This window comes from Lentilactobacillus kisonensis DSM 19906 = JCM 15041 (assembly GCF_001434135.1).
GTDB classification, from domain to species: domain Bacteria; phylum Bacillota; class Bacilli; order Lactobacillales; family Lactobacillaceae; genus Lentilactobacillus; species Lentilactobacillus kisonensis.
The window spans coordinates 39,348-61,935 of record NZ_AZEB01000018.1; the positions used below are offsets into that span (position 1 = coordinate 39,348).

General features: G+C 42.4%; 16 protein-coding genes and 1 pseudogene. 12 read left to right on the forward strand and 5 right to left on the reverse strand.

Annotation, left to right across the window (positions count from 1 at the left end):
- Positions 1-172 precede the first annotated feature (172 nt).
- Complete coding sequence (xylA, locus tag FC98_RS09500; protein ID WP_056949493.1) at positions 173-1,510, forward strand: xylose isomerase; 1,338 nt, start codon at positions 173-175, stop codon at positions 1,508-1,510.
- 250 nt (positions 1,511-1,760) lie between these two features.
- Entirely contained in the window at positions 1,761-3,275 is a 1,515-nt protein-coding gene (gene xylB / locus FC98_RS09505; RefSeq protein ID WP_008855869.1) for a xylulokinase, read from the forward strand.
- A 53-nt stretch (positions 3,276-3,328) separates the two neighbouring features.
- On the opposite strand, the gene FC98_RS09510 is transcribed toward xylB, so the two are convergent.
- On the reverse strand, positions 3,329-4,105 hold the full coding sequence (locus FC98_RS09510; protein WP_008855868.1) for an acetoin reductase: 777 nt from the start codon (positions 4,103-4,105) through the stop codon (positions 3,329-3,331).
- 566 nt (positions 4,106-4,671) lie between these two features.
- On the opposite strand from FC98_RS09510, the gene FC98_RS09515 reads away from it, so the two are divergent.
- From FC98_RS09515 to FC98_RS09535, 5 genes are all read left to right on the forward strand, one after another.
- On the forward strand, positions 4,672-5,895 hold the full coding sequence (locus tag FC98_RS09515) for an MFS transporter (RefSeq protein ID WP_056949494.1): 1,224 nt from the start codon (positions 4,672-4,674) through the stop codon (positions 5,893-5,895).
- Between the two features lie 193 nt (positions 5,896-6,088).
- Positions 6,089-7,369 (forward strand): hypothetical protein, encoded by a 1,281-nt coding sequence (locus FC98_RS09520; RefSeq protein ID WP_040470960.1) that lies wholly within the window; start codon positions 6,089-6,091, stop codon positions 7,367-7,369.
- Between the two features lie 510 nt (positions 7,370-7,879).
- Positions 7,880-8,704: an aldo/keto reductase gene (locus FC98_RS09525; RefSeq protein WP_008855864.1), complete on the forward strand. Its 825-nt coding sequence runs from the start codon at positions 7,880-7,882 to the stop codon at positions 8,702-8,704.
- Between the two features lie 39 nt (positions 8,705-8,743).
- On the forward strand, positions 8,744-9,385 hold the full coding sequence (locus FC98_RS09530; RefSeq protein ID WP_008855863.1) for an SDR family oxidoreductase: 642 nt from the start codon (positions 8,744-8,746) through the stop codon (positions 9,383-9,385).
- A 301-nt stretch (positions 9,386-9,686) separates the two neighbouring features.
- On the forward strand, positions 9,687-10,049 hold the full coding sequence (locus FC98_RS09535; protein WP_008855862.1) for a hypothetical protein: 363 nt from the start codon (positions 9,687-9,689) through the stop codon (positions 10,047-10,049).
- Positions 10,050-11,319: 1,270 nt separating this feature from the next.
- On the opposite strand, the gene FC98_RS09540 is transcribed toward FC98_RS09535, so the two are convergent.
- The 3 genes from FC98_RS09540 to FC98_RS09550 form a co-directional block, all read right to left on the reverse strand.
- Positions 11,320-11,565 carry a hypothetical protein gene (locus FC98_RS09540; protein ID WP_008855860.1) on the reverse strand — a complete coding sequence of 82 codons (246 nt, stop codon included), beginning with the start codon at positions 11,563-11,565 and terminating at the stop codon, positions 11,320-11,322.
- A 94-nt stretch (positions 11,566-11,659) separates the two neighbouring features.
- On the reverse strand, positions 11,660-12,154 hold the full coding sequence (locus tag FC98_RS09545; protein ID WP_054655598.1) for a hypothetical protein: 495 nt from the start codon (positions 12,152-12,154) through the stop codon (positions 11,660-11,662).
- A 271-nt stretch (positions 12,155-12,425) separates the two neighbouring features.
- Positions 12,426-13,241 (reverse strand): CAP domain-containing protein, encoded by an 816-nt coding sequence (locus FC98_RS09550; protein WP_008855858.1) that lies wholly within the window; start codon positions 13,239-13,241, stop codon positions 12,426-12,428.
- An 878-nt stretch (positions 13,242-14,119) separates the two neighbouring features.
- On the opposite strand from FC98_RS09550, the gene FC98_RS09555 reads away from it, so the two are divergent.
- The 5 genes and pseudogenes from FC98_RS09555 (at position 14,120) to FC98_RS09575 (ending at position 20,196) form a co-directional block, all read left to right on the forward strand.
- A complete protein-coding gene (locus FC98_RS09555) occupies positions 14,120-15,022 on the forward strand; it encodes a proline iminopeptidase-family hydrolase (protein ID WP_008855857.1) in 903 nt (300 codons plus the stop codon).
- A 155-nt stretch (positions 15,023-15,177) separates the two neighbouring features.
- A complete protein-coding gene (locus FC98_RS09560; RefSeq protein ID WP_056949495.1) occupies positions 15,178-16,797 on the forward strand; it encodes a peptide ABC transporter substrate-binding protein in 1,620 nt (539 codons plus the stop codon).
- Between the two features lie 213 nt (positions 16,798-17,010).
- Positions 17,011-19,416 (forward strand): annotated as a pseudogene (locus FC98_RS09565) (phosphoketolase family protein).
- Positions 19,417-19,591: 175 nt separating this feature from the next.
- Complete coding sequence (locus tag FC98_RS09570) at positions 19,592-19,864, forward strand: AbrB/MazE/SpoVT family DNA-binding domain-containing protein (RefSeq protein ID WP_008855851.1); 273 nt, start codon at positions 19,592-19,594, stop codon at positions 19,862-19,864.
- The gene (locus FC98_RS09575; RefSeq protein WP_054656086.1) at positions 19,858-20,196 is read left to right on the forward strand and encodes a type II toxin-antitoxin system PemK/MazF family toxin; all 339 of its coding nucleotides are present in this window, start codon (positions 19,858-19,860) and stop codon (positions 20,194-20,196) included. Before FC98_RS09570 ends, FC98_RS09575 begins: the two co-directional genes overlap by 7 nt.
- Before the next feature lie 154 nt (positions 20,197-20,350).
- Here the strand turns inward: FC98_RS09575 and FC98_RS09580 are convergent, their stop codons facing one another.
- Entirely contained in the window at positions 20,351-21,910 is a 1,560-nt protein-coding gene (locus FC98_RS09580) for a DUF5776 domain-containing protein (protein WP_050806243.1), read from the reverse strand.
- Positions 21,911-22,588 lie beyond the last annotated feature (678 nt).

A 22,588-nucleotide genomic window follows, 5' to 3' on the forward strand; every position in this document is an offset into this window, starting at 1 on the left:
TAAATTAACCAACATTATATCATTTCAAGGATTTGAGTGGTGACTTTGGATTGATCACAAGGTAAAAATAAAAAAGTTGGTGAAAGGGCTTGCAAAATTATTCTGATGATGTATAGTATATTTTGTAAGTTGGTTGTGCAAACAAACTAATTAAAAATTGGAGGACTTCTAAATGAGTTATTGGAATGTCGATAAAATTAAGTACGTTGGTACCGGAGATAAAAAGTCAGGATTAGGGTTCCAGTATTACAATCCAGATGAAGTTGTTGGTGGCAAGAAGATGCGTGACTGGTTACGCTTTGCCGTTGCCTACTGGCATACATTTGACCAACGACTGGTAGATCCATTTGGTGATGGTACCGCTCTTCGTCCTTACGACAAGTACACTGACCCAATGGACCAAGCATTGGCTAAGGTTGACGCTGCTTTTGAATTTTATGACAAATTAGGCGTTGATTTCCTCTGCTTCCATGATCGTGACTTGGCTCCTGAAGGTGACACGCTTCGTGAAACTAACAAGAACTTGGACAAAGTGGTTGACAAGATTGTTGAGAACCAAAAGACTTCCGGAATGAAAGTTCTTTGGAACACTTCGAACTTGTTCACGAACCCTCGTTTCGTTGAAGGTGCCGGTACTTCTCCATACGCTGACATTTATGCATACTCAGCTGCTCAATTAAAGCACAGTCTTGAAATTGGTAAGCGGGTTGGATCTGAAAACTATGTATTCTGGGGCGGCCGTGAAGGTTACGAATCACTCTGGAACACTGACATGAAGCGTGAACAAGAGCATGCTGCTAAGTTATTCCATATGGCTAAGGATTACGCTAACGAAATTGGCTTCGATGCTCAAATGTTACTCGAACCAAAGCCAAAGGAACCAACCACTCATCAATACGACTTCGATGCTGCAACCACCATTGCCTTCATGAAGGAATACGGCTTGGACAAAGACTTCAAGTTGAACTTGGAAGGTAACCATGCAAACTTGGCTGGTCACACTTACCAACACGAAATCCGCGTTGCTAGAGAAGCTGGCTTGCTTGGCTCTCTTGATGCTAACCAGGGTGACAAGTTGATCGGCTGGGATATTGATGAATACCCATCAAACCTTTACGAAACAACTGCTGCAATGACTGAAGTTGTTGAAAATGGTAGCATTGGCCCTCGTGGTGGCTTGAACTTTGATGCCAAGCCACGTCGTTCATCATTTGAACCCGAAGACCTCTTCTATGGTCATATTGTTGGAATGGATAGCTTCGCTGCTGGGTTACGAGTAGCTGTTGCCATGAAGAGTGATGGTGTTCTTGATAACATCGTTAAGAACCGTTACAGCTCATTTGATTCAGGAATTGGTGCAGATATCGAAAGTGGCAAGGCAAGCATGGCTGACCTTGAAAACTACTCATTAGACAAGACCCAAAAGGAATTGCGTGATGCAACCCATTCTGATCATTTGGAAGAAATCAAGGATACGATTAATCATTACATTATTCAAACGTTGAAATAAAGTGAGCGGAGCAAAGCGGTTAGAAACTGGAAGATAAGTCTCCTTGGACAGAAATTCCCGGTTCTGGAATTTTTGTCCAAGGTGCTTATCTGGAAGTTTCTGCTTTGCGGAGCGGTCCTAATCTATATGACATAGGCTAACCGCTAAACAACTAGAATTTCTACGTTTAAGTAAAATAACCAATAAAACCACGTATAATGGGAATGGAATTAATTTTCCATTCTCATTTTTTGATAGAGGAGGAACACACATGACCGACTGCGTATTAGGAGTGGATCTTGGGACCAGTGCCGTGAAAGTTTCGGCTGTCACCCAAACTGGTGAAATTATTGCCCAAGAAGGCATGGATTTTCCGTTGAACCAACCCAAACCAGGCTATGCTGAGCAAAATCCCAATGATTGGGTCAACGCGACAACTGTGGCCATTGTTAAATTAATTTTGAATGATTCAGTCAAGCCAGAACAAATCAAAGGCATTAGCTATTCAGGCCAAATGCACGGGCTGGTTCTATTGGATGAAAACAATCAGGTATTACGGCCAGCAATGCTTTGGAACGATACCCGTTCTACCAAGCAGCGCGAAGAAATCATGGCTAAGATGGGTGATCGTTTCGTTGAAATCACTCATAACCAGCCATTGGAAGGCTTCACGCTCCCCAAATTACTTTGGGTTAAGGAAAATCAACCAGAAATCTTTGCCAAGGCGAAAACGATGCTTTTGCCAAAGGATTATCTGAGATTTCGAATGACCGGCAAGCTTGCCATCGACTATTCGGATGCGACCGGGACGGTGATGTTAGACGTTGATAAACAGGAATGGAGTCAAGAAATCCTTGACACGTTTGGGATTCCAGCTAGTTTGTGTCCACCGCTGGTTCGCTCAATCGATCATACTGGCAATATTGACGCCTGGTATTCGATGTACTCTGGCTTGTCAACCGACACCCTAACCTTTGGTGGCGGTGCCGATAATGCGTGTGGCGCTGTTGGTGCGGGGATTGATAGCCCATCCAAAGTGCTTTCTAGCATTGGGACTTCTGGGGTGATTTTGAAATACGAACCCCAAAAGGAAACTAACTATCACGGCGTTTTACAGTATGAAGATCACGCAATCCCAGATGCCTATTATTCAATGGGCGTTACTTTGGCGGCTGGTTTTTCACTTAGTTGGTTTAAGAAGACCTTTGCCGAAAAAGAAGACTTTACCGACGTGGTAGAAAGTGCAGCTCAATCAACGGTTGGGGCTAATGGCCTGCTGTTTGCACCGTACATTGTCGGTGAGCGGGCACCGCACGCTGATGCGGATATCCGGGGTAGTTTTATCGGTGTTGACGGGATCCACCAACGTCACGACTTTGTCCGGGCGGTTCTTGAAGGGATCATCTTCTCGTTCAGAGATCTTTTGGATATTTACGAAAAAGAAGGGGCTAAATTTGATACCGTGGTTTCAATCGGCGGTGGTGCTAAGAGCCCCCTTTGGCAGCAAATTCAAGCCAACATCTTTAATACCCGGGTCGTTTCTCTACAAAACGAACAGGGGCCAGGACTTGGTGCGGCAATGCTAGCGGCTGTTGGTCTGGGGTGGTTCAAAACGATGCAAGATTGCACCAAAGTCTTTGTGAAGTTCAAGGATGTCTTTTTGCCTGAAGAAGAGAACGTTGCTAAGTATCAAAAACTCCATGAAATTTATAAACAAATTTATCCAAGTACCAAGAAAATTTCTCATGAACTGGTGGCTTATCGCCGGGAAAATGAAGAGAAGTGACAAAAAGGACCGTCCCCATTTTGCGGGTACGGTTCTTTTTTGATTGGCTCAACTTATCTGTAAACCATCCCACCGTCAACCAAAATCGTTTGACCAGTAATGTAGTCGGAATCCGGAGATGCTAAGAATGAAACTAAATTGGCAACGTCTGTTGGGACTTCATAACGGCCTAATGAAATTTCTGCCGTGTATTTAGCAAAGGCATCGCCTGGTTTTAGTGATGGATCTTGTTTAACCATTTCGGCATCGATTCGGTCCCACATCTTGGTTTTGGCAACGCCTGGGGCATATGCGTTGACGTTAATTTTGTACTTTGCTAATTCCTTAGATGCCGTTTGGGTGAATGAACGAACGACATGTTTGGTAGCGGAATAGGTACCAAGCATTTCGTATGATTCATGACCAGCAATACTCGAAGCACTGATGATTTTACCACCGCCACCTTGTTTGATGAATTGAGCGGCTGCTGCTTGGGTGCCAAAGAGCATTCCAAAGGCATTAATTGAAAAGAGCTTTGAAAGTTCCTTTTGGTCAATATCCATCAATGGGGTGACGGCTTCAACCCCAGCATTGTTAACAAAGACATCAAGGCGACCAAAGGTATCTACAGCGTGTTTAACTAATGCAAATTGGTCTTCACGTTTGGAAACGTCGCCAACAAAGCTGGTGACCTTAAATCCCTTATCCTTAAATTCGGCTTCAGTTTCATTTAACAGGTCCTGATTGATGTCGTGTAGGACGATATCAAATCCGTCGTTAGTAAGTCGTTCAGCAATGCCTTTCCCCAAGCCACCGGCTGAACCAGTAATAATCGCAACTTTTTCTGTCATAATTGTACCTCCCCTAAAACAGTGAGCGGAGCAAAGCGGTTAGGAATCGGAGTGTAAGTCTTCTTCGAGAGAAATTCCCGGTTTTGGAATTTTTCTCGAAGGTGCTTACGCGCAGATTCCTGCTTTACGCAGCTGTCCTAAAACCAACTAATCAACTCCTTGAAGACGCTTACATAATATAATATGGGGTGTTAGATTGCACACAATTTGACTGTAAAATGATTCATTTGTTGGAGAATAGGAGACTTAAGAACATTGGTTACTAGATGACGGGCGTAAACGATTGTGGCCTATTGAAATCATTTGAAAAGGTTTGGGTAATAATTAAAAGTGAAGCAGTTGGAAGAAAGAAGAGCTGAGACAAACGAGGCTTCTTTCATAAAGAGCTATTGGCTCATTTAAATACCGTCAATAACTTTTTTGAGCTGACACCAATGACCTAAAGTAAAACCTTGTAAAGGATTACAGACAGTTGTTCGATTTCAAACCAACTTGCCACATACAACAACCATCGCTATAATGAATCTCATATGTAAAAATTCGATTTTAGTAAGGATCCTGAAATAATGACAAAAACAAAACGGCCACAATGGCAAAAGAACGTATGGGCATTGTGGTTTGGTAACTTTGCAACCGGTGCAGGCGCTAGTATGTCGATGCCATTTCTACCATTATTTATAAATGAAATGGGAAATTTTCCAAAGTGGCAGTTAACGCTGTATGCTGGACTTGCGTTCTCAAGTGTTTTTCTTAGTCAGGCGATTGTGTCGCCATTATGGGGAAGTTTAGCCGATCGGACTGGTCGAAAACCAATGCTGTTGCGGGCATCAATTGGGATGACCATTAGTGCCACGTTGACTGGACTGTCGACTAACGTGTGGATGCTGATTGCGATTCGATTAATTCAAGGTACTTTTTCTGGCTATATTAACAATGCTTACGCGTTAGTTGCCAGCGAGGTGCCACGTGATCAAAGTGGGCGGACAATGGGTGCGTTAACCACTGGAAACGTGGGTGGCCAATTGATCGGCCCGATTATTGGTGGCTACCTTTCCGGCGTGTTTGGTTACCGATTGCCATTTTATATGTTTGGGTTCATGATGCTGTTAGCATCGCTGTCGACTTGGATATTCGTGAAGGAAGATTTCAAACCCATTAAGAAGGCGGCTAAAACTGGCATCAAGGACGCGTTTGTTGGCATTAAGCATAAACGAGTAGTTGTAGCGATGATTGTGTCGTCGATGTTGATCATGGCCGCAACGACTTCGATTAATCCAATCATCAGTTTATTTGTTAAAGAATTGATGCATAATCATGGGAATATCGCGTTTACAAGTGGGATTATCGCGGCGCTTCCCGGAATTGCAACCCTATTTTCTGCGCCGTACCTAGGCCGTTTGGGTGATCACGTGGGTCCGGAGAAAATCTTATTAGCTGGCCTCATCTTTTCTGCAGTTGTCTTTTTCCCAATGTTCTTTGTGACCACCGTCTTGATGTTGGGGATTTTACGATTCTTAATTGGCATTGCAAACGCGGCGTTACTTCCAATTACGCAAACGGTGATGACGTTAGAAGCGCCTGCCCGTTCTGTGAGTCGAATTTTTAGTTATAATCAATCATTTCAAGCAATCGGAGCGGTTGTCGGGCCAATGTTGGCCTCAGGAGTCGCCGGGGTGTTGGATTACCGCTACGTCTTTTTAATGACAACGATATTAGTCGTTATCAATTTGCTGGTCGTGGTGATTGCGTATAAGAAAGACAAAGTTAAGATTACGTCAACTTCAGCATAATGAGTGACGCATCAATCTGAATAAAATACGTAAAGGTTAGAGATTTTCTCTAGCTTTTTTGTTTCTAACTCATTACAGCTATAAAACGTTACCATTAATTTCAAGCGTTTATTTTCCATGGTCTTCAAGATGGTGTTAACATTTAAATAACGTCAATATTTCTGGACGTGAAATTATGTGGGGAGTTGGACTTATGAATTCTAGATTAAAAAAATCACTATATTTGGGATTAGCAGCAGTTTCAGTATTAGCTGCATCAAGTTTTACAACAACAAACGCCAGTGCGAAAAGTTACGCTAAGGCGACTTCTAATCAAACATTATCGGGTGCACCAGAGACCCGTAACGTTACGACTAACGGATCTAATGCGCTATATACCAAAGCAGGTACTTTACGCGGAGCAAGGTTAGTTGCTTCTAAGTACACGCTACAAAGTTATGGTAACGCCAAGAGTTCAACAAAGTACTTTAGGGCTTACCGAGTTGCAACTACTAATAAGGGATCCGTTTACTACAAAGTGGTTTCTTTCAATGGTAATTATCGTGGTTGGATCTATGGTGGTAAGTCGACAAATTCGTTTGCTGGCGGGGTTACAGCTGCTAACACAATGGCTAATGCGAATATGCCAACCGTTACGACCGGTTATACATTGAAGGATCCTAGTAAGAATACGCTTTGGGTAAATCCAAAGTGGTCACAGTATAAAGCAAAGCAAACTGATATGAGCGGCTACAAGGCTGGTGACACGTTCACAGTTAGCGCAGCGGCAACTAAGACCCGTGAAGGTTATTTATATTATCAAGTAACTGATGATAATAATTCAGCGATTACCGGTTGGGTATATGCTGCTGGACTAAATGCCCCAACTAATAATACGGTTGCCACTTCTAATAACAGCTTAAAGATTAATTATGTCAATGCTTCTGGTCAATCAGTTGGTAGTTACCAATGGATTATTCAACCAACTGATTTGAAGACTGGCGCTAAGCTCACCTATGGTGCTAAGTTAGGCGATATTTTGAATACAACTGATTCATTGACTTCAGTTGTATCGAAAAATGTGCCTGCTGGCTACACGGTAAGCAAGACCCAACCAAATACCACGATAGGTAACTTGACGGTTGGAAGTAACAATTACGCGGTTTATGTTGATGCTGCGAGTGCTCAGTACACATCGCAATTAGCATTCTACACAACTAATGTGAACGGCGCGACAATCAATGCCGGTCAACTGGTTGGCAATACCTACCCAACGTTGTCAGATTCAGAAAAAGCGCTGTTTAGTAGCAACAGTCAGGGCTTTATTCCAGCTGGAACGTTTGATAATGCCTTGTTTACAACTGGTAAGTTAGCTTCATTGACACCGGTTAATGGTGGTGCAAAGTATGCGTTTAATCGGGACGCTACCGTTCAGGCAAATGCGCAAGCGAAATATGGCGACACAATTAAATTGATGTATACTCAAGCTCATTAGTTAGTATGAGCTTTATGATTGAGAGCGGGACAACGGAATTAATTGTCTCACTCTTTTTTTGTTCCGCGTAGGACATTGTGAAAATGTAGGCTAAAAAACTGACAAGTTGATTACGCACATGATAATATGAGTATAGGAACAATTACTGTTTGCAAATAGTTAATTTTCCTAATGGTTGTTTATCATGGCAGCGGATTAAACGGGGGACGCCTATTAGACGTGGCTGAATGATTGAGAAACGTTTCTGACAAACGAGAATTATTAATAACTTCAGCTAAGATAAAACGCTTTGACCCATGTTAACTATTTTCCGAGATAGGCCCTGAAATGACGATTTCTGGGCCTTTTTTGGTTGATAAGTAAAATAGCTGACACGTGTGTCAAACGGGGCGTTTCACACGCTGATTCGATGGGATCACCCATATCTTGATGCCATATCCTCGCCTTTTATCCAGAAAAGCGCCATAATAAATGTATTAACTATAATTAAATTGAAAAGGGGAGACAACCATGTCGATCTTAACTGATACCTATGAGCTTAATAATGGCGTCTTAATTCCCAAAGTTGGGTTTGGAACTTGGCAGATACCCGGCGGCCAGCAAACCTATGACGCTGTTAGTATGGCATTAAAAGCTGGTTATCGGCACATTGATACTGCCAAAGTTTACCGGAACGAAAAAAGTGTTGGCGAAGCGATTCTTGACTCAGATGTTGACCGAGAGAACGTCTTCGTGACGTCAAAATTACCAGCAGCGACCAAAACCTATGATGGCGTCATCGCAGACTTTCAATCAACGATGAAGGCATTGAACCTATCATACCTTGACTTGTACCTCATTCACGCACCATGGCCATGGAATGAGCGAGGTGCCAACTACGATGAGGGCAACATCGAGGTCTGGAAGGCAATGCAAGATATTTATGCCAGCGGTGATGTGAAAGCAATTGGGGTTTCTAATTTTAATGGTCACGATTTGCAGAACATTTTACAAATGGCTGACGTTAAGCCAATGGTTGACCAGATCCGATACTTTGTTGGTTATACAGAACCGCAAATCACTCAGTTTGCTCAGGAAAATGGGATGCTAGTTGAAGCCTATTCGCCGCTTGCAACCGGGGGTATTTTAGAAAATGCGGATATTAAACGGATTGCTAAGAAGTACGACGTCAGTGTTGCCCAGTTAGCAATTAAATTTGTCCTTCAAAATGGTGTGTTGCCGCTGCCAAAGGCTACCCATCAAGATCATATTGAAGCCAACACCGAGTTGGACTTTGAAATTAGTTCAGACGATATGAAATCGTTGAACGCACTATCCGGAACGGATATGGCATAAGAATTTACAATAATAATTTAAGGGAGATTTATTTAAGATATGAGTAATGTGTTGATTTTAGGTGCTAATGGTAATATTGCTAAGTTAGTTGAAAAGCAGATTTTGACTGAAACTGATCATCATTTGACGTTGTTTTTGCGTAATGCTAAGCGACTCTCAATAAGTGATCCTAGTCGGGAAACGGTGATTGAAGGAGACGCGACTGATGTTCGCTCAATCGTTGCCGCCCTTGATGGGATTGATATTGTGTATGCTAATTTGGCCGGTAAAAACATTGAAGATGAAGCCAAAGCTACTTTGGCTGCTATGGATCAGGTTGGAATCGATCGCCTCATTTGGATCTCGACGCTGGGGATTTACGATGAAGTGCCAGGCAATTTCGGTAAGTGGAATCATCAACAGTTAGACGGTGGGTATTTGGAAACGTACGCCGCTGCTGCTAAGGTGATTGAAAATTCTGGTCTGAAGTATACGATTATTCGCCCCGCCTGGTTATCGAATGATGATATTGTAAGTTATGAAACGACACAAAGGGATGATCCTTTTAAGGGGACTAAAGTTTCTCGGAAGAGCATCGCGGACTTTGTGGTTCGTTTGATTAATGATCCAAGTGCGCAGGTTCGTCATTCCGTTGGTGTGAACCAGCCAAATACTGATGGTGATAAGCCGTCGTTTATGTAGAATACTTTAATGGTGCTTCTTGGTAGCTAACTTTTAGCTGCTGGGAGGCTCTTTTTTTATGGCTTGATTTCGCCCCGTAAATTTGGGTTTCCATTAAGAAGGTTGCGGTTTTCTTAAGCTGAACACTTTTTTAGTAGCAAGTTTGCGAATTTAAGCTTCGATTAAGCTCATCCAATTAATCTAGGGACAATCAAATATGAAAGAAGGGATGACCACAGGATACCTAAATTAAGATTAAAGGGGAGAGACAGATACGGGAAGACTAAGAAAAATACTATACGCAGTTAGCGTAGGTGCAGTGATGATTGGCACAATCTCTGGTTCTGTTATTTCAGCCAACGCAGCGGTCACGTCAACGCAACCTCAACAACTCAAACAACCTAAACCAGATATCGAAACGGAAACCCGCGAACTTGATAACGCAGCGAGTCCCAAAAATAATTTTCATAATGATCAAAACGATTCATTGACGACCATCAATAAGCCGCCCGCTCTGACGGCGCCATCGGAAACTTCAGCAGAAACCTTAACCAATAACAGCGGTTTTGAGCATCGACCAGAAAGGGTGACAAATTCAACTCATAAGACGACTGACTCAGGATTGACGGACAGTGTGATTGTTAATAGTCACTATACGGGAATAAGTTACACCCAATCAGAATAAAAAGGGGATGATAACAAAATAACTGATTCTTTTTACAGATTTAAGCTTCAGTTAAGTTCAGTAGGATATTCTATAGACAATCAAATATGAAAGGAGGTGATAACAAAGCACAACCCCAACATGAATTTACCTTAGCTTCTCCAATCATAACAAAATGCGAAAGGAAGGATGCACACGGTGCCTATGAAAATAAACCAAGAATTACAGTTTCGACGTAATCGACGAATGACTTCCAATCAGAGGATTGTTGGTTGGAGATGCTTTTAAAACTAAGAACTGAGTTAATCCAGCCGGAGAACTGAAACTCATCAATCTAAATTTGAAAGAAGGGATGCCAGTGAATCAATAAGCCGATGTGCAAACGATAAAACAATTCACCCCTCAAATAATTAATAGTAACCCTCTTGAGAAACCCCAACGATTTCTTAACTTCATGAATTACCCCTCAATATGAAAAATTCCTCAAAGCCTCTGCGTGTTAGCGGGGGCTTTTTTGTGGGGATCGAAGGGTATGCAAAATATTGTAATACTTGTTTGATGTTTGTTTTAATAGCACCGTCAAGTTTGAACTGTTTTATTTGGGAAAGTCTGGTATCCTTAAACTAGTTGTTGGAATGATACATATTTTAGCTCGTCTTTATTTGTATGTATTTTTGAAGTTAATGAAAAACAGTTGTTTTGAAATTTCGGAATGTTGGTTTGGCGGGATTTGTTTGGTGTGTTCCCCATGCGTATGGGGGTGATCCTGGGACAGAGGGATCAGGGTACGCAGTGGAAATGTGTTCCCCATGCGTATGGGGGTGATCCTTTACTCATCCAGTCTCATGGGGAAGTGCAAGAGTGTTCCCCATGCGTATGGGGGTGATCCTGCTCCCACCCAATACTCGATGGAGCTAGGCATGTGTTCCCCATGCGTATGGGGGTGATCCCTCCGACCAGCAATATCGGTGGCGGTTCCGATGGTGTTCCCCATGCGTATGGGGGTGATCCTCGCTACGGCTTTAGATATTGATATCAAGAGTTGTGTTCCCCATGCGTATGGGGGGGTGATCCTTTGCGTTTCAATCTACTGCTTCATATCGTCGAGTGTTGCCCATACTTATGGAGGTGATCCCGTAAAATGATCTTGATGATTAGCGAACGCTCTTTTTAACAAAATATCAAAATATCAAAATATTTAAAGTCAGCGTCCCTTAGAAGATCCTCAACTCTTTCTTTAATTATTCATGCAAATCATTCGCTTAAAGCCAACGAGGCTTTTTATTTTGTATTACTTGAACTTACTTTTAATTTGTTGCCAACAAGTTGGGTAGTAAAACATTGCCGGTATTTGGTTAATTATTGCTAATATCGCTAAAAAAACAAGTCCCAGCATGATAATCATGTTACCTAATATCATGTCAATAAAATTATGGAAAGCAAACATAAGCAGTAATAGGGCAATATATATCCACCAACTGGTAAAAAATTTGTAGCTTATGCCAATGACAAAAATTGCAATTACTAACAATGCCATGAAATCAGCTTCCCCATAGTCAAGTTATAATCTTAACTTGATTATAGTATAAATTCGGAAGTGTGACGCTTTAATTGTAGCTAATTGTTCTTCATTAATTTAAGCGTTGATATTCCCAGGCCTTATTTTTTAACGAGTACGTATAGTCAGTTTCTTTATCTGTATTTAGATCTGTGTAGTATGTCCAAAGCTCCTTAGTATTAATGGTTTGTCTACTTTTTAACAGGATATTTGTTGTGCCATCTGGTTTACAGAAAAATGATACAACGCCAAGGCTAGAAGTGTTGTATGAGTCAAAATCAGAAGGGTCTGCGTAATAAGTATGACCAATTGTATTGACAATTAGAGGACTAAATCCCAAAAGCTCGCTTATTTTGTTATCTGTATCAACCCTGGTTAATATTAACGGAATTCCTGAATTTGTAATTTGAACTGAACGAACCGCAAGACCATACTGAAAATCCAGCGTATCAGACTTTAAAGCAGCGGGATTAGATTCGTCTATCGCGTCGTCTGTAAATATAGTAGATTCTACACAATCCTTTAGTGAACTTGAGGCAATATTGTAAGTAAGCTTAGTGTTTTCCATATGTATGTGGGTGATTCTTTGACTAGTGCTTTGAAATCCCTCATCGTCAGGTTATTCCCATGTATATGGGGATAACCCTCTAGGATATTATCCAACTCAAAGAAGGCAGATTGTCGTTCTCAGTGCGCACGGACTGAGAACGATTTTAAAGAGGCTCGACATTAAACTCCTATGTTAGAAGTTTGATATCGGACCTCTTTTGCTAATTTTAGAAAGTTGCATATAATATTACAAAATGTACCAGTATCTCGATAAGAAGTGTGGTCGGAAATCAATACGATCCCGACCCAGTTGCGCCCTTTAATTCAAACAACTGTGCCATCATCCCCGAACCATCTGCGTGAAAGCTAAACGCTGGTTCACTGTAAGTGGCCCAGTTATTCAACTCTGTATCTCGGTGTTCTTGATCACACGTTAACAACTCATGACTAGCGGTTTGAGCCGTTTTTTTGTAGGAAACTAAGCCGTTACTATTGTACGTTAACATCGCACCTAATCCAGTATTGACTGTTGCAATTCCCGTTGGCAGGAAGTATGCAGGCAAAACTGCCATTACTTCAGCGTAGCCACTTAGGTTAGCGTTGTAAGATTGGCCGTTTGGACGGACATGGCTGGTTTGCTGCCATAGTTCTTTTGATCGTACGATGGCTTTTGATTTGAGGGACTTGTTATGCTTAAACGGTTTTAGCCCTTTGGTAGCTCGATAGGCGTTAATCTGTTTTAGATATTGAGTTTCTACCTTGCGGGCCAGGGTTGACTCCTTTATGTACTTTACGGTAAGCGTGTCCGGCAGCTGATCGTAAGTGTAATCTTGCTGCAGCTTGTATGGCACGTATCCCTTAACTTTTTTAACATACCCTTTAGAAGATGCATAGCCGGTTGCTGAATAGGCGAGCCCTGAACCAAATGCGGAAACACCGTTTGCTGAACGATGATAGGTCAAGGGTGCTCGTACCTGTTGACCAGTCGTTGAAACATAGTTAACCTGCATCGTCTTAACCGTTTGTGCTTTCGCAGTCGAAATAGAAATTCCTAGAATCCCAAGCACAACGCTGAGCAGGGTCAGCACTTTATAGATTGATTTCACATTAATTCCCCCTTAAAAATAAGTGAGCGGATCCAAGGTGCTTACACTCCGATTGTTGCTTGGAGGCGCTATTCGAAAAACATCACAAATTACTAGATGCTTTTATTGTAACAAATTCACCAGTCGTTGTTGTGAAAATTCAGTGATAAGATTAAGAAATTATTTGATGATTATTATTTAAGATTAGCAAGTAATCCACCACAGCCTTTCTACAATTCCTTTAATAATGGGCAATGCGGAATGTAAAATAAATTATGACTAACGGTTGACAGATGCTCAAAAATGAATTATGGTATTTACATTAAATGTTGATGAGAGAACATAAAAGCATTGAGAAAGAAAGTAGCGCATAAAATTGTTGGGTAGCGAACCTGGATGAGTGAAAGCAGGGACAACGGTTTGTGAGTGAAAATCACTTTTGAGCTATGGGCTGAACAAAGTAAGCAACCATCGGTACGCAACCGTTATAGATGCGGCAAATCGTAATCCTTAAACATTGAGGGTTGCCGTTTGTGTGAGGCTTTTTTAGCAAACAAAGGTGGTACCGTGCGTGAGCGCCCTTTCAGAGAGTAAATTCTCTGGAAGGGCGCTTTTTTCTCGTCAACATTAATAATAGGACAGCTGCGCAAAGCAGGGATCTGCGCGTAAGCACCTCTACCAAAAATCCCAGAACCGGGATTCCCGGTAGAGGAGACTTACACTCCGATCCCTAACCGCTTTGCTCCGCTCACTTTATTTTTAGGACAGCTGCGCAAAGCAGAAACTTCCATATAAGCACCTTGTTCAAAAATTCCAAGCCCAGGAATTCTTGACCAAGGAGACTTATATTCCAGTTTCAAAGCGCTTTGCTCCGCTCACTTATACGAGGAGGTAGTTAGATGCAAGCAGGTAGTCGAATTGTAACGTTAGCAAATGGGTTCCATTTATTTACCAGAACAGTTGGTCAAGGTGATGTGAAGTTACTTTGCGTTCATGGTGGACCGGGTAGTAATCACGAAGAGTTTGAAAACTTTGGTGATCGGCTGGCAAAATACGGTGTTCAGGTATCAATGTATGATCAATTAGGATCGTTTTACTCTGACCAACCGGATTTTACGCAAAAAGATAATCAAAAGTACTTAACACTTGATTACTATTTATCGGAGCTAGAAGAGGTTAGGCAAAAGCTGGGCTTAGATCACTTTTATCTGTTAGGGCATTCTTGGGGCGGGCTATTAGCTCAAGAGTACGCGTTGAAATATGGCGATCATCTCAAAGGTGTGGTGGTCATGAGCATGATTGACAACATTGCGGAATATACCGTCCATATTAATCAGCTGCGGGAAAAGACGTTTTCGAAGTTTGACGTCAATTATATGAAGGACGTTGAAGCTCATGAACGCTTTGATGACCCTAAATACAAAGAGCTGGTGGCAGAACTTTATAAGATTTACGTCAATCGTCATCCGGAAAAAGCGCCACATCATCTGGTCGAAACCATGGCGACCCCGGTTTATAACCATTTTCAGGGTAACAACGAATTTGTCATGGTAGGAACTTTAAATGGCTGGGATCGCCGAGCCGATATTCACAACATCACGGTCCCAACCTTGTTGACATTTGGCGATCATGACACGATGCCGTTGGCAACCGCTCAAAGAATGCATGAGCAAATTCCTCATTCACGGTTGGTACTAACTCCGGATGGTGGTCACTGTCATAGCGTCGACAATCCGGACGCATTCTTTAGCACGTTGGGTGAGTTTTTAATGGATGTTGAAGATGGTGAGTTTAGAGATTAAAGGTTCAAAAATATTGTAGGACAGCTGCGCAAAGCAGGGATCTGCGCGTAAGCACCTTCGAGAAAAATTCCAGAACCGGGAATTTCCCTCGAAGGAGACTTACACTCCGATTCCTAAGCGCTTTGCTCCGCTCACTTACTTTTGGAGGGATTTACATGAAAAAATTATTATTAAGTTTAATGGTTGGGGCTTCAACCGTTTTATTAGCAGCTTGTGGGACTAAGACTTCTAGTTCCAAACGTAATTCAGTCTCATTGATGCAGACATCTGAACTATTATCACTAGATACGTCCGAGCACGCCGACTTTACGACTTGGAACACCTTGGAAAACAGTATGGAAGGCCTATACCGGGCAAATAAAGCAAATGAACCAGCCCCAGCTTCAGCGACATCCGTTGTCAAACCAACTGATCATGGGTTAACCTACACGTTTCACTTACGCAAAAATGCTAAATGGAGTAATGGTGACCCACTAACAGCTCAGGATTTTGTAACTGCATGGCGGCGTTCAGTGTCACCAACGACTAAATCAGGTTACAACTACATATTCTCAGGTATCAAGAATGCTGATGCGATTACAGCAAGCAAGAAATCACCCAAAACGCTTGGTGCATATGCCTTAAACAAACATACATTGCAAGTTAAGTTGGAACATCCAATGCCGTATTTTGATAAGATGATGGTTCTGCCAGCATTCTTCCCAGAAAATCCAACTGCCCTTAAAAAGTTTGGGTCAAAATATGGTACGCAATCAAAATATCTGTATTACAATGGTCCGTTTAAGGTAACAGGTTGGAACGGTACTAACGATAGCTGGACGTTGAAGCGGAACAACCACTACTATGATCAAAAAGCCATTCATTTGGATGAGCTTAAGTATAGTGTCGTGAAGGATGCCAATACGGCTCATGAATTATTTGACCAGAAGAAGTTGGATGATGCCACCATTACTGGAGTGACAGCCAAAGGTCTGCAGCAGAATAAAGATTTGATCCATGAACGCAAGGCCGGAACCTACTATCTGCGGTTGAATGTAAGAAATGGCAAACCACTGGCAACTCAGAAGATGCGCCAGGCCATCAGCTTAGTACTTAATCGAAAGCAACTAACTAAGGATGTTTTGGCAGATGGGTCGCAGCCAGCTTATACGTACACAGCGCCTGATCTAGCCAAAGATCCAACAACTGGCAAAGACTTTGCGACAGAAACTAAACCTAGTGACACTTATAATGTTGCTAAAGCCAAGCAACTGTGGACTGAGGGAGTTAAAGAGTCGGGTCAAAAAGGGACCGTTAAGATGGCTATTGTGGGTGATGACCAAACAATCACGAAGAACGTGGCCCAATTTGTTCAAGCCTCAGTTAAAAAATCATTGCCAGGCGCTGACCTCACCGTACGGAGCTTACCAGCCAAGGGACAACAATCTGCCGAACTCAATGGTGACTTCGATATGGAACAAATTTTCTGGCTTGCGGATTTTGCTGACCCAATCAGTTTTATGGGAATTCTTCAAAGCAGTAATCCCCAAGATTATGGGAAGTATAAGGATGCTTACTTTGATAAGCAGTACCAAGAAGCAGAAAGTTCCCACGCTGCTGATGTAAAGCAATACTGGCAGAACATGCGTAACCTGCAGGAAAGACTGAATACGACAATGCCAGTGGTGCCACTGTATCAAATGGTGGAAAGTCACTTGGTTAACCCGCGCTTAAAGGGTGTCCTGCGTCATCCAGTTGGTGAGGACGATTATACCCGAGCTTACTTGAATGAATGATGTTAAGCAGAAATGGATATGAAGTTAGCCAGTGGTGGTTGTTAATTCCATTGACAGAATCACTTTGTCATAGCCAATAATGCTGAGCACAAGCAGCCATATCCCTGCCACACCGTCGCTGATATTGACCAGATATAAATGCTTGACCATTTTACTTGATCGCATTATTCTCTAATCAAAGTTGATGGTAAGCACGGTATCAGGAGGTAAGGTATGGCAAATTCCACAGAGCGCCATCAAAACGGTCAAGAAACTGATTATGCTTCAAAAGACTACTTTGATTTGATGGTTAAGTATTGGCGAGCAGCGAACTACATTTCGGTTGGTCAGTTGTATTTACAGGACAATCCATTGTTGAAACGGCCATTGACTAAAGCGGACGTCAAGTTTCACCCGATCGGTCACTGGGGTACGATTGCCGGTCAGAATTTTATTTATACGCATTTGAATCGAATTATTAAGAAATATCATCTAAATATGTTCTATGTCGAAGGGTCCGGTCATGGCGGTCAGGTGATGGTATCTAATTCATACCTTGATGGCAGCTACACGACTATTTATCCAAATATCACCCAGGATGAAGCCGGCTTGCAGCGGCTGTTCAAGCGTTTCTCGTATCCAGGTGGTGTGGCTTCTCATGCCGATGCCAAGACGCCTGGCTCCATTCATGAAGGTGGCGAGTTGGGGTACTCGTTGTCGCATGGTGTTGGGGCGATTTTTGATAACCCTGACGTTATCGCTGCCGTTGAAATTGGTGATGGTGAGGCGGAGACTGGGCCACTAGCAGCTTCGTGGTTTTCGAACGTCTTCATTAACCCGGTTAAGGATGGGGCGGTATTGCCAATTCTGAACCTTAATGGTTTTAAAATCGCTAATCCAACCATTTTGTCACGTAAGTCAGATGAAGAATTAACAAAGTACTTCGAGGGGATGGGCTGGGAGCCGGCCTTTGTTGAGGGCGATGATGCTGAAAAACTGACGCCAGTCATGGCTAAAGCAATGGATTCAGCTGTTGAAAAGATTCATATGATCCAAAAGAATGCTCGTGAAGGATCCGCGGACGATGCCAAACGGCCAGTGTGGCCAATTATTATCTTTCGGGCGCCCAAAGGTTGGACTGGTCCAAAGGAATGGGATGGCAAGCCGATCGAAGGATCATTTAGAGCCCACCAAATCCCAATTCCCGTTGATTCAGAGCACATGACACATGCTGATGCGTTGGTTAGTTGGCTTAAGTCATATAAAGCTGAAGAATTATTTGATGAAAATGGGACGCTGAAGCCGGAAATTCGAGCAACCACGCCGACCGGGAATGCGAGAATGGCCGCCAATCCAATTACCAACGGTGGCTAGGAGCAGAAGCAGTTGGATTTGCCGGACTGGCGCGATTATGCTTTGGATAATTCAAAACGCGGTACTGGTGAAGGTGGCCAGGATATGCTGGAACTAGGAAAATTCTTGCGGGATGTGATTCAACGTAATCCAGATAACTTCCGCTTATTTGGGCCGGACGAGACGGCGTCTAATCAACTTCAAGACGCCTTTGAAGTCACAAAGCGGCAATGGCTGGATCCCATTGAAATGGCAAACGATCAGTGGATGGGCGCAAGCGGGCGAATCATTGACTCACAGCTTTCAGAGCATCAAGACGAGGGCTGGCTTGAAGGCTATACATTGACTGGCCGTCATGGCGTCTTTGCAAGTTACGAAGCCTTTTTGCGGGTGGTTGATTCGATGCTGACCCAGTACTTCAAATGGATTCGGGAAGCCGATGAACAAACTTGGCGAAAGAAGTACCCGTCATTGAACATTATTTCGTCGTCAACCTCATTTCAGCAGGATCATAATGGTTACTCACATCAGGACCCAGGGATTTTAACCCATTTAGCCGAAAAGAAGCCCAAGTACATTCGTGAATATTTGCCAGCTGATGCTAATAGTTTGTTAGCGGTGATGCATCACGCGTTAAATATGAAACAAACCCTGAACATCACGGTTGCGTCCAAACATCTGCGACCACAATTCTACTCAGTTCAAGAAGCTGAACAGTTGGTTGACCAAGGGTTAAAAGTGATTGATTGGGCAAGCACCACAAAACCGGGTGAAGTGCCCGATGTTGTGATGGCTGCTGCTGGAACTGAGCCAAATATGGAAAGCTTAGCGGCAATTGATATTTTGCACGACCAGTTCCCAGATTTGAAGATTCGCTTCATTAACGTGGTCGATTTACTTAAGTTACGGTCGCCACAGTCGGATCCGCGGGGATTAAGTGATGCTGAATTTGACAATTATTTCACCAAGGATAAGCCGGTTATCTTTGCCTTTCACGGGTATGAAGATTTGATTGAGAGCCTATTTTTCCGGCGTCATAACGGTAATTTGCATGTTCATGGTTATCGTGAGGATGGCGACATCACAACCCCATTTGATATGCGGGTGCTCAATGCCTTGGACCGTTTCCACTTGGCTAAGGAAGTCGCTCAAGATGTCTTTGGTGAACAATCAGCTGAATTCACTTCTAAGATGGATGATAAATTACAACAACACCATGATTACATTCGTCAAAACGGTGCTGACTTGCCGGGGATCTTGAATTGGGAATGGAAAGAGTTGAAATGAGGACTGACTACTGAATGATGATTGGCATCCTTTAATAACAAAATGAAGAAATCTCTTTGCCTGGTGGGGTGAAGGGGCTTTTTTTCAAGGTGCTTTTATTGACTTATGTAGACACATTGGATATACTATTTACGAAAAATGTAGATTTTATATTCAGTGAAGGAGGCGTGATATCATGAATGAACTTATAAAAGATGATGGTCAAACTAAGTTATCTAAGTGGGGGAATTCCAGCGCAACGCGAATTCCAGCTAAGCTGATTGAGGAGCTCGGTTGGAAGGATAATGAAAATTTGGCGATCAAGATCGAACATAATACATTGGTTTTAAAACCAATTTCTAAACGCCCTACCGATATTCATGAATTATTTGCCGGTTGGCAAGATGATGGCAAAAAGGATACAGAGATGGACTGGGGGAGAAGCCAAGGACATGAAGTCAAATGGTAACACAAGGTGATATCTTTATCGTAAACTTTAATCCCAGTAAAGGTCACGAACAAATGTCCCAACGCCCAGCAATTGCGTTGAGTAACGATTTAGTGGCTCGAAGTAGCAACATGACAATTGTGGCACCGATTAGTAGTACCTCAAGGCATTATCCGATGTATTATTTCCTTCAAACCACTAAAAAAATTCACGGCCAAGTGTTGTTAGATCAAACGATTGCTTTGGATTTGAATGCCCGAGGTGTTACTGACAGTGACATTGTCGAACACATTTCAAACCAAGAACTTGAAGAGATCATTTATCGGTATAAATTATTATTTTCAATCGATTGAAGTATGAACGTACGGATCTGAATCGAGACTGAAAATAGCCGCTTAGATTTCTGAATCTAACGAAAAAACCATTCCAAATTAGGAATGGCTTTTTCATTAAACGATAGGATTTTGTCGACTACTACAACCGGTTGCTAGTGATTCAGGAGAATTCCTAATTCTCCTGGATCACTAGTTTCTTACTTGCACTTACATAATACCCATTGTTTAACTGATAGCGAGTCGTAAGGTTGTGTTTTACCACTTTCTTGACGGTTAAATGGGCCCCTTTCTTGTACGATTTTGTTCGGCCAGTCAGTGATTGATTCTTGTAAGCATGAACACCTTTCTTGGCAATAACGGTGATCTTTTTGTTCTTTGGCACGGATTGGTAATACACTGACGAAACGTAGTTGGGGTTGGCAGTGATGTAGCCAATCTTACCCGCGGATTTACTGTGGTGGTTGACATCCTTGACTTTATACCTTAACGCGCCACCTTTTGAACGTGCATAATCAGTAATAACAAACATTGGTCGGTTAACCCGTTTTTGTTTAGGGTATTTGACTAATCGCTGATTCTTTTTAAAGGTAGCGTTTTTGTACATATAGATTGTCTTAGTTGCGTAGACAGCCGTTCCCTTCTTGGAAGTGCTACTTGGAACGCTCACTGATGACGTATTCGAAGCTTGATCGGATTGATTAGCTGAAGCTGTTGAAACGTCAGGAGTTGTCGATGGTGCTTGGTTTGTTTGGGATCCCTGGGTAGTTGAGCCGTTTGAGACAATGATGGTAGTTGTCCCGCCCTTGTCACTGTGATTTCCACCATTATCAGGTGTATCCTTAGCAGGAATCTTAATGTTAAAGGCGTGAGTATTGGTTGGATCCACGGCGTCGGTTAACGTAAAGGTTACAGTCTTGCCCGCTTCAGCTGGGTTATCAAGGCCACTAATTTTGCCGGTTGCATCAATACTGATGTTTGCATTGCCTCCGGTCCACTGTGGCTTAATAAAACCAGTTTGATTGAGCTGAATGGTTTTCGTGCCAGCAGGAGCCGTGATTGTGCTTGGCGATGCTGTATCCGTGATTGGTGTTAATGTTTTTGCATCATTGACCGCATAGGAATAACTGTGATCCAAGGTGAATTTTCCGGTGTTATTAAAGAAAAAGTACAGCGTGCCCTTGAGACTCGGCTTGGCTGGTGTTATTTTGACAACAACGACATCTTCTGGCCGCACGGTTGCCATCCCCTCAACCTCGCTATAATCCGCATTTGGATTATCAGGCGCTGGCTTAATCTTTAAGCTGGGATTATCAACGATTTGCCCCTTTGGATTGTATTCAATTGCTTCAGTCTTGTAGGCGTCGCTGTAATACTGCTCGTAGCCAACAATGTCGATATTATTTGGGCTTACTTGAACGGTTGAAACATTAAATGATTGTCCAGGGGTAAGATCCATATTGGAAACCGTGCTAACAGGAACCTTCGTTGGCGCTGTTAGCGAATTGAGCTCGGTGTAAAAATCTGGATCGTAATTACTATAGTCGGGTGTTGGACCATAATAAGCTAGTGTCCATTGACCGGCTTCTTTGTTACTTAGATCAAATTGGGTATCTGCTGCATGAGCAATGATGCCAGTCTGAGTATCACCTGATTTAGCGGCTGTTATCGTGCCAAATATAGTGAACGCAAAAAGACCGGCAGACAAAATTGATACCAGTTTTCGTGTTTTCATATAATCCCCCCAAAAAAGTGAGTTCAGCAGAGCGGCTAGCCTGCGGAACCAAGCGGTTAGAGGCTTAGGTGCAAGTCTCTGCTTGGTGGCGCACATTTCTGCTAAGTAAGCCACGAAATTTTTTGAATCCAGAATTTTTGTGGTAGTGCTTACACAGAGATTGTTGCTCGGCAGAACTGTCCTATAAAGATTGTCCCCATCAACATTGTTTACAATTATATTATATAATCAATAATTAAAAGATACTATTTTAAAGATTGCAATTATACTGAGAGCCGAGTTGGGAGGATTTATGCACAAAGAGTTGGCTTAAAACGGTACTTGCTAATTATAGACAGCATTAGTTTGTTAGTATCGCTTGATTTGAAGTTGGTTGATATTGTAGGGTTGGAAAGTAAAATTTTGATGGTTATTCTGGACGGATGTATTTCAAACGGTTTCAACGGATTACACGAAACAAGACGGGATTGACCCCTTAAATGTCGTTTGGAATTCGCTGACAGATAAGAATTGTAAGTTAGATACGACTTTTAATATGAAATTAAAATATATCCCGCAAAGGTTTTAGGTGCTAAAAGACTAGAATTTGGTGGTCTAATTCAGAGATTAATAAAGATTCCGTAAATGGCTGATTTGGTCACTTAACGAAAACAATCTAAGATTAGATCCAGTTAGAAA

Excerpts from the sequence above, each read along its gene's own strand:
- FC98_RS09540 (WP_008855860.1), bottom strand. The coding sequence starts at position 11,565 with ATGGCATTGTTAGTAATTGCAATTTTTGTCATTGGCATAAGCTACAAA.
- xylA (WP_056949493.1), top strand. The coding sequence starts at position 173 with ATGAGTTATTGGAATGTCGATAAAATTAAGTACGTTGGTACCGGAGAT.
- FC98_RS09575 (WP_054656086.1), top strand. The coding sequence starts at position 19,858 with ATGGTAACACAAGGTGATATCTTTATCGTAAACTTTAATCCCAGTAAA.
- FC98_RS09545 (WP_054655598.1), bottom strand. The coding sequence starts at position 12,154 with ATGGAAAACACTAAGCTTACTTACAATATTGCCTCAAGTTCACTAAAG.
- FC98_RS09520 (WP_040470960.1), top strand. The coding sequence starts at position 6,089 with ATGAATTCTAGATTAAAAAAATCACTATATTTGGGATTAGCAGCAGTT.
- xylB (WP_008855869.1), top strand. The coding sequence starts at position 1,761 with ATGACCGACTGCGTATTAGGAGTGGATCTTGGGACCAGTGCCGTGAAA.
- FC98_RS09570 (WP_008855851.1), top strand. The coding sequence starts at position 19,592 with ATGAATGAACTTATAAAAGATGATGGTCAAACTAAGTTATCTAAGTGG.
- FC98_RS09510 (WP_008855868.1), bottom strand. The coding sequence starts at position 4,105 with ATGACAGAAAAAGTTGCGATTATTACTGGTTCAGCCGGTGGCTTGGGG.
- FC98_RS09560 (WP_056949495.1), top strand. The coding sequence starts at position 15,178 with ATGAAAAAATTATTATTAAGTTTAATGGTTGGGGCTTCAACCGTTTTA.
- FC98_RS09530 (WP_008855863.1), top strand. The coding sequence starts at position 8,744 with ATGAGTAATGTGTTGATTTTAGGTGCTAATGGTAATATTGCTAAGTTA.
- FC98_RS09555 (WP_008855857.1), top strand. The coding sequence starts at position 14,120 with ATGCAAGCAGGTAGTCGAATTGTAACGTTAGCAAATGGGTTCCATTTA.
- FC98_RS09525 (WP_008855864.1), top strand. The coding sequence starts at position 7,880 with ATGTCGATCTTAACTGATACCTATGAGCTTAATAATGGCGTCTTAATT.
- FC98_RS09535 (WP_008855862.1), top strand. The coding sequence starts at position 9,687 with ATGATTGGCACAATCTCTGGTTCTGTTATTTCAGCCAACGCAGCGGTC.
- FC98_RS09580 (WP_050806243.1), bottom strand. The coding sequence starts at position 21,910 with ATGAAAACACGAAAACTGGTATCAATTTTGTCTGCCGGTCTTTTTGCG.
- FC98_RS09515 (WP_056949494.1), top strand. The coding sequence starts at position 4,672 with ATGACAAAAACAAAACGGCCACAATGGCAAAAGAACGTATGGGCATTG.